The 6,482-nt window shown below is 59.5% G+C and carries 7 protein-coding genes; 3 read left to right on the top strand and 4 right to left on the bottom strand.

The features are described from left to right. Positions 1-12: 12 nt before the first annotated feature. From FAA86_RS23880 to FAA86_RS23870, 4 genes are all read right to left on the bottom strand, one after another. The gene (locus tag FAA86_RS23880; protein ID WP_136543763.1) at positions 13-318 is read right to left on the bottom strand and encodes a mobilization protein; all 306 of its coding nucleotides are present in this window, start codon (positions 316-318) and stop codon (positions 13-15) included. Between the two features lie 112 nt (positions 319-430). Further along, positions 431-685, bottom strand: a complete 255-nt coding sequence (locus FAA86_RS23875; RefSeq protein WP_167495088.1) for a hypothetical protein — start codon at positions 683-685, stop codon at positions 431-433. Between the two features lie 229 nt (positions 686-914). After that, complete coding sequence (locus FAA86_RS24770) at positions 915-1,082, bottom strand: hypothetical protein (RefSeq protein WP_167495087.1); 168 nt, start codon at positions 1,080-1,082, stop codon at positions 915-917. A 44-nt stretch (positions 1,083-1,126) separates the two neighbouring features. Then, positions 1,127-1,540 carry a hypothetical protein gene (locus tag FAA86_RS23870; RefSeq protein WP_136543759.1) on the bottom strand — a complete coding sequence of 138 codons (414 nt, stop codon included), beginning with the start codon at positions 1,538-1,540 and terminating at the stop codon, positions 1,127-1,129. 226 nt (positions 1,541-1,766) lie between these two features. Here FAA86_RS23870 and traA point away from each other — a divergent pair, with 226 nt between their 5' ends. The 3 genes from traA to FAA86_RS25250 form a co-directional block, all read left to right on the top strand. After that, the gene (gene traA / locus FAA86_RS23865; protein WP_136543757.1) at positions 1,767-5,318 is read left to right on the top strand and encodes a Ti-type conjugative transfer relaxase TraA; all 3,552 of its coding nucleotides are present in this window, start codon (positions 1,767-1,769) and stop codon (positions 5,316-5,318) included. 11 nt (positions 5,319-5,329) lie between these two features. Continuing rightward, on the top strand, positions 5,330-6,139 hold the full coding sequence (locus FAA86_RS23860; RefSeq protein ID WP_246035188.1) for a DUF6118 family protein: 810 nt from the start codon (positions 5,330-5,332) through the stop codon (positions 6,137-6,139). 206 nt (positions 6,140-6,345) lie between these two features. Beyond that, on the top strand, positions 6,346-6,482 hold a 137-nt coding region (locus tag FAA86_RS25250; RefSeq protein ID WP_425467455.1), incomplete at its 3' end, for a ProQ/FINO family protein.

The following is a 6,482-nucleotide window of genomic DNA, read 5'->3' as shown; positions in this document are numbered from 1 at the left end:
GTGATGCCTGGCTCATGAGCTGGCCTCGGCGCCGTTGCTATTCTCGGTCGCATCAACGGTCTTCTGCTTGAGCAGATCGTCGAAAAGTGCCTTGTCGTTGCTGCGGGTCAGAAAGCCTGGCAGTTCACGACGCAACCAGCCAACAAGGTTCCTAGAGAATGCGTCGTGACCGGTCTCGAGGCGGTGGAGAACGAGTGCACCGAGCAGAACTTTACGCCTAGTATCGTTGGCACGCTCCTGCTTGCCGAGACGGGCCTTGAGTGCGGTGCGTTGCGCCTCGAGTTCTGCGAGGCGTTGTTCGATGGATTTACGAGCCACGATTGATCCTTTTCTTTACTTTGGGGAGCTGCTTTTTCGAGTTCGCCGTGGACGCTCTTCTGGCTGCTTGGACAATAGCTGTGTTTAGAAATTGGGGTCTGTCGCAGTGCGGTCAGCTGCGCCGAAAAAGGCGACTAATCGACCACACACAGAACGCTATAGAGACGACAATCACCCAGGCTTGTGCCAGCAGCCAGGCGGTCTGGTTGTTTTGGAGACGAGACAGTGTCAGCAGCGTTGCTGCGGTAAATTCTGCGACGAAAACAATGACGAGCAAGGTCGCATATATGCGGATGAGTGCACCGCCATTACCCTTAATGAAGATGAAGGCAGCGCGGACATAGCTGAGAAACGGTGGAACGATCATTTCAGGCTGTTCCACTCACGTCGCTGGATCCCTCCCAAACGGTGTCAATCGAAACGCCTACGTATTTGCAGCTGTCTAGAGCCCTATTGATGTAGAGCGCCATGAAGGTGAGAGCCGAAATCTTCACGTGATTTTCCTTAACTTGTGGTGCAGCGAAGCCGATAAATGGTTGCGCCGCAGCACTTCAACGCGCCTTCTCGATGAAAGAGGAGGTTCGGCAGAAACGCTCTCATTCATCATGCTGATCGGCTAGTTGATGGTTGTAATTCAGCTCGCGTTTGTGTTTACCGCTATTGCCCTTCGGCTTGCGCTCGTAGCTGCTAGGCTGACAAGGCTTGTTCATGATCTCTTGAAGTGCTGCGGCTTGGCGCTTGAGCTCATCGTGTTGGTCGGACATCGGCGTCTCCTGAATTGAAACTGAGCGAAGGCTACGTGACCTGCTCAAGTGTGGCGCGCCGCCGCGGACCGTTGAGCATCGTTGGCCAGGAAATGCGGTTTGTCGGCTGTCGCGACATGTGCGGCTTTGCCATTCGTGGCGGGAAACGCAATGCCGGTGACGTGCGGATCGTTTTGGAAAACGGACGCGATCAAGCTGTCGATGATCTGCATCTCGCCTGATGGAAAGTCCCGGCTTACGTGAAGATCGCCATGTGCGGTTTGCAGCGTCACGCCTGGCAGTCCCGGCAGATACTCGAACAGCCGCGTCAGGGCATGGGTTGTTTCCGCAGAAACGGTCGCTTTGTTCTCCGCGCCCATGCTAACCATGAGGAGTTGCCAGGGCCTGCGAGCTTTGACCTGCTGACGCAATCGATCGATGGCAGTCTGTGTCGCTGGCTGGTTTGGTGTCTTCGTCATAGATCCTGCTCCGTCGCAACCTTGGATATGGTCCGAGCGTACCTATTTACGACTAAAGCGCAACCTCTGATCGTCATTTTCCACGATGGGAGGCTTAGGGATGGGCTGGCGTCTTGGGCGACACATTTGGGCGAAGAAGCGGAGCGGATTTGTTCATAATGGCGCACTTACGACTTGCGGTGCAATTCAGTGCTCGATACCCTCATTGCGATCTTGAGGATATCGTTTGGCCATCTACCACTTGAGCGCAAAGCCGATCTCTAGGGCCTCTGGCCGCAGCGCTGTCGCAGCGGCAGCTTACCGTTGTGCCGAGCGACTGACGAATGAGCGCGATGGGTTGGTGCATGACTTCACCCGCAAACAGGGAGTGGAGCATACTGAGATTGTGCTGCCGGACGGAGTTAAGGCTGATTGGGCCTTTGATCGCTCAGCACTGTGGAACGCGGCGGAGCTTGCCGAGAAACGGAAGGATGCCCGTGTTGCGCGCGAGTTCGAGATTGCTCTTCCGCATGAGCTTTCAATGGATGGGCGTGTTGGGGTGGTGCGGGAGTTTGCCCAGGAGCTTGCCAATCGCTACGGCGCGGCGGTCGATTTTGCAGTCCATGCGCCGCATCGAGACGGTGACATCCGGAACTGGCATGCGCATGTGATGATGACCACGCGGCAGGTGAGTGAGGAGGGTCTTGGGACCAAGACCTATCTTGAGCATAAGAATGCGCGGCTTTTGGCCAATGGCATGGCGACGACCGACATGCAGCTTCGCGACATCCGACAGGTGTGGGAGGGCATCGCCAACCATGCGCTTGCCCGCGAGGGTCTCGATATCAGGATTGATCATCGCTCACATGACGAGCGGGGGCTGGAGCTTTCGCCGACGGCACATATGGGTGTCCATGCCACACAGATAGATCGGCGAGGGGCTGTCGTTGATCGGGCGCGGCTGGATGCGGAAGCGGCGTCCAAGAATGCTGATCTGATCCGAGAAAAGCCTGAACAGGTGTTGACGCTGATCACGGCGGAGAAAAGCGTGTTTGATCGGCTGGATGTGGCGCGCACGCTTCACCGCTACATCAATGACGATGCGCAAGCCTTCCAGAATGCCTTCGCAGCCGTCATGGCGTCGCCGGCGCTGACGCAGTTGCAAGCTGAGCGGGTGGATGAGCAGACAGGTGAAGTTGAGCTTGCGAAGTACTCGACGCGGGAAATGGTCGAGATCGAAAGGGCCATGGCTGATCGCGCGGATCTGTTGCGGCAGGCGCGGAGCCATGGCGTTGATCGTCAATATGTCGATCGAGCAATAGCAAAGCAGGACGCTGCTCTCAGCACAAACTTGGGAGACAGTTCTGCACGGCTTTCTGATGAACAGCGACGAGCAATTGAACACATCACGGGGCCGGAGCGGGTGGCTGCGGTCGTCGGCTTTGCAGGCGCTGGCAAGTCGACGATGCTGGCGGCTGCGCGCGAGGCTTGGGAGGCTGAAGGGTACCGCGTGCATGGTGCGGCCTTGTCGGGTAAGGCGGCTGAGGGGTTGGAGGAAAGCTCCGGCATTGAGAGCCGGACGCTCGCGTCCTGGGCTCACAGTTGGGAGCGGGACAGGAACCAGATTGGCCGTGGTGATGTCTTCGTCATCGACGAGGCGGGCATGGTGGGAAGCCGTCAGCTCGCGCACTTCGTCAATGAAGTCGAGCAGCGTGGCGCAAAGCTCGTTCTTGTTGGCGACCATGAGCAGCTTCAGGCGATCGGCGCTGGTGCGCCGTTCAGGGCGATTGCTGAGCAGATCGGTTATGCCGAGCTTTCCGATATCAGGCGTCAGCGTGAGGACTGGCAACGAGAGGCATCGGTGTCCTTCGCTACCCACAAGACGGCAGAGGGATTGGCTGCCTATCGCGATCGTGGCGATGTCAGGTTTGCAGCAACACGCGAGGAGGTGCTGTCCGAGATCGTGCGGGATTATCTTACTGATCGTGATGATCGTCCTGATGGCACGCGGGTTGCGATGGCGCATCGTCGTGTCGATGTGCGGGCGATCAATGAGGGGATCCGGGCCGAGCTGCAGGCGCGGGGTGAGCTGGCTACGGTCACGCCGGCCTCCGAGATCGGGGGAGGGAAGACAAAAGGGGAGGCAGGAGATCTCGGTCCTCACAACGAGCGCGATGACCGCGATCAGCGCCCAGCCTTCACCTATCAGACCAATGACGGGAAACGCGACTTCGCCGAAGGTGATCGCATCGTCTTCCTGGAGAATGACCGCGAGCTCGGGGTCAAGAACGGCATGCTTGGCACTGTCGAGCGGGTCGCAGAAAACAGGATCATCGCCAAGCTTGATGGACGGGGCGGGGAAAGTGTCAGCATCCCGACCGACAGCTACCGGGCATTCGATCACGGCTATGCGACGACCATTCATAAGAACCAGGGGGCGACGGTTGATCGCGCCTTTGTCATGGCGTCGGGCACAATGGATCGGCATCTGACCTATGTTGCCATGACGCGGCATCGCGATGGCGCAAAACTTTATGCAGGCCATGAGGAGTTTGCCGGTGGCAAGTCTGGGCAGAGCCTGACCACCGGCAAGCTGGTGGAGCATGGTGTGGCACCGTTCGAGCACAAGGCGGGCAATCGTGACAGCTATTTTGTGACGCTTGAGACTGCACAGGGTGAGCGGCAAACGACATGGGGTGTGGGGCTGCAGGCAGCGATGAACGACGCGGGTGCTGAGATCGGAGCCACTATTGCTCTCAGGCATGAGGGTTCAGTCTCGGTCACGCTTCCAGACGGGACTGAGACACACCGCAACGCGTGGCGGGTCCAGGATGCCAGTGAGCTTGCCTATGGCCAGCTTGCAGAGCGTCTGTCGCGATCGGGGGCCAAAGAGACGACGCTCGATTATACCAAGGACCTTGCGGAGCGCCAGTTTGCAGAGCGACGGGGGATTGCGGAGGCGATCGGCGTCCGCAGCGAGATCAGAATAGAAATCCCGACAGAGCGCGCCGAGCTACGACCGAGCAATGAGAGGGCTGCCGCGCTGCTTTCGCCAGGTCTGAGCGAACAGAGCGGCCCGGACTCCACCGAGAAGCAGCGGCCGAAGCGCAGCATGTTTGACGGGCTGAAGCTGAATGCCGGCCGCGGTGCTGGGTCAGAGCGACCGTCTAGGAAAGGCGAGCGTCAGGTACCTGAGCGATCCTCCAGCAATCGTTTGTCGGAGCGGGTGCGGGCGATGTCGGCGTTCGAAAAAGCTGTCGATCGCTATGCCGAGGCCTACAGCAGAATGGACAGGCAGCTGCAGCAGAAGCTGCCGATCCTTGAGGGGCAGATGCAGGCTTATCGGCTCGCTGCTCAAGAGCTCGATCAGATGCGACCGGGATCGCATGCGCTGATTAAGTCGGCCATGCAGTATGATCCAAAGACCGCGGAGGCGATGACGGAGCGGTCCGGTCGCGAGCGTGTTGGCCAGCTCATGGCCGGCATGGACAAAGAACGTGCAAGCCAAGCCGATCCGAATGTGCGTGTTGAACGCTTTATCGAGCGCTGGAGCGAACTGCAGGCCGAGCGACAGGAGCTGCAAGGGCCCCAGCTGCATGATGAGGCACGCGGCAAGGTGGAAGGCGAGATGCGTAGCATGAGCCAAAGCCTGGGGCGTGATCCGGAGCTGCAGTTCACCCTTCGCAGTCGGGCACAGGAGCTTGGGGTCAGCCATCTCGGCCGGGAGCAGAGCCTCGCCCAGGAGATGGAGCGCCAGCTCACGCAAAGCCGTAGCCGGTCACAGGGCCTGGAGCGATAGAAGGAGATGGCATGACGCCAAAAGAAAACGAGCCGTTCGAACGTAGCAGCGAGAGGCGCGGAAAAGCCGAAGCCATTGAGCATCATCAAGGCATGGAGCCCGACATGTCCGCTCTGGATGATGCCGGCGATCCGGCGGTGGCTTTTGAAGCCCTGCGCGAAACCGTTGAAAATCTCGCCGCTGATCTCACCCGGGAAATGACGACCATCCGCAGGGGTGTGGAGACAGCCCTCGATCAGTTCGAGCGCCAGGGAGCGCCGATCGACTACAGCGCTGATCTCGGTCACCTGACACAAGGGCTCGCGCTCATGACCGAGCGTCTTCACGCCGTCGAACAGTCGCCGCTTCTGCGGCAAAGCGCTGAGCACCAGGCCCGTATCTTCGAGCGCAGTGGCGAGGGGCTGGTGCGCGATGCGGTGCAAGCGCTCGAGCGCCAGGCGTCCGACCTCGAGCGCATCAGCACTGTGCTTGCCTCTCACAATGCTCAAGTCTTCCATCGCAAGGATCAGGATTTTAGGATGTGGGTGGCAGGTGTTACCGGCGTGATCGTCGGGGCGTTCATTCTCGTCGCCTTGCCGCGCTTCTTGCCCTTCTCCGCCGATGCACACGTTGCAGCTCTCGTCATGGGCAAAAGTCGCATCGAAGCCGGTCGTGACATGATCTCGTCAGCTGATCCCTTCACCCTCCAGAAGATGTCATGGGGTGCACGGTTCTACGATGCCGGTGGTGAGGCGGTCGCCAAGTGCTTGGCAAAGGCGGAAGAGACGGGCAAGGACCAAAAATGCACCGTCACGGTGCCGGCGCCGGAGACGCAGCAATGAACGAGCTAACTTCAGCCGAACCGGCCGGGGCCGATGAAGCTGCCGCTGACCGGGATTGCAGGCAGGGGCCAATCAAGGTCGATCGCTATTCGCTCACCGCCGCCAGAGCCATCAACGCATAGCTGACGGTGCCGATCGCCGTCCTTCCGCAGAAGGAGGGCGACATCATCCGTCCGTTCCGCCTCGACATCGGCGAGGACATCAGAATGCTTCTGCGACCCGACGCCGAGCTGAAAGAATTGCGCAATGCGCTTCGCCGCTACGCTCACAGCGCTCAGTATCTGCAAGCCTTGTCTCAGGATGACTCCATGCGCCATGAGATCAATGGCGAGCCCGCCCAGGC

Source organism: Rhizobium rosettiformans W3 (assembly GCF_004912135.1).
Classification (GTDB): domain Bacteria; phylum Pseudomonadota; class Alphaproteobacteria; order Rhizobiales; family Rhizobiaceae; genus Allorhizobium; species Allorhizobium rosettiformans.
The sequence above is the reverse complement of the archived record's forward strand: the minus strand, read 5'-3'. Positions and strand labels throughout refer to the sequence as shown.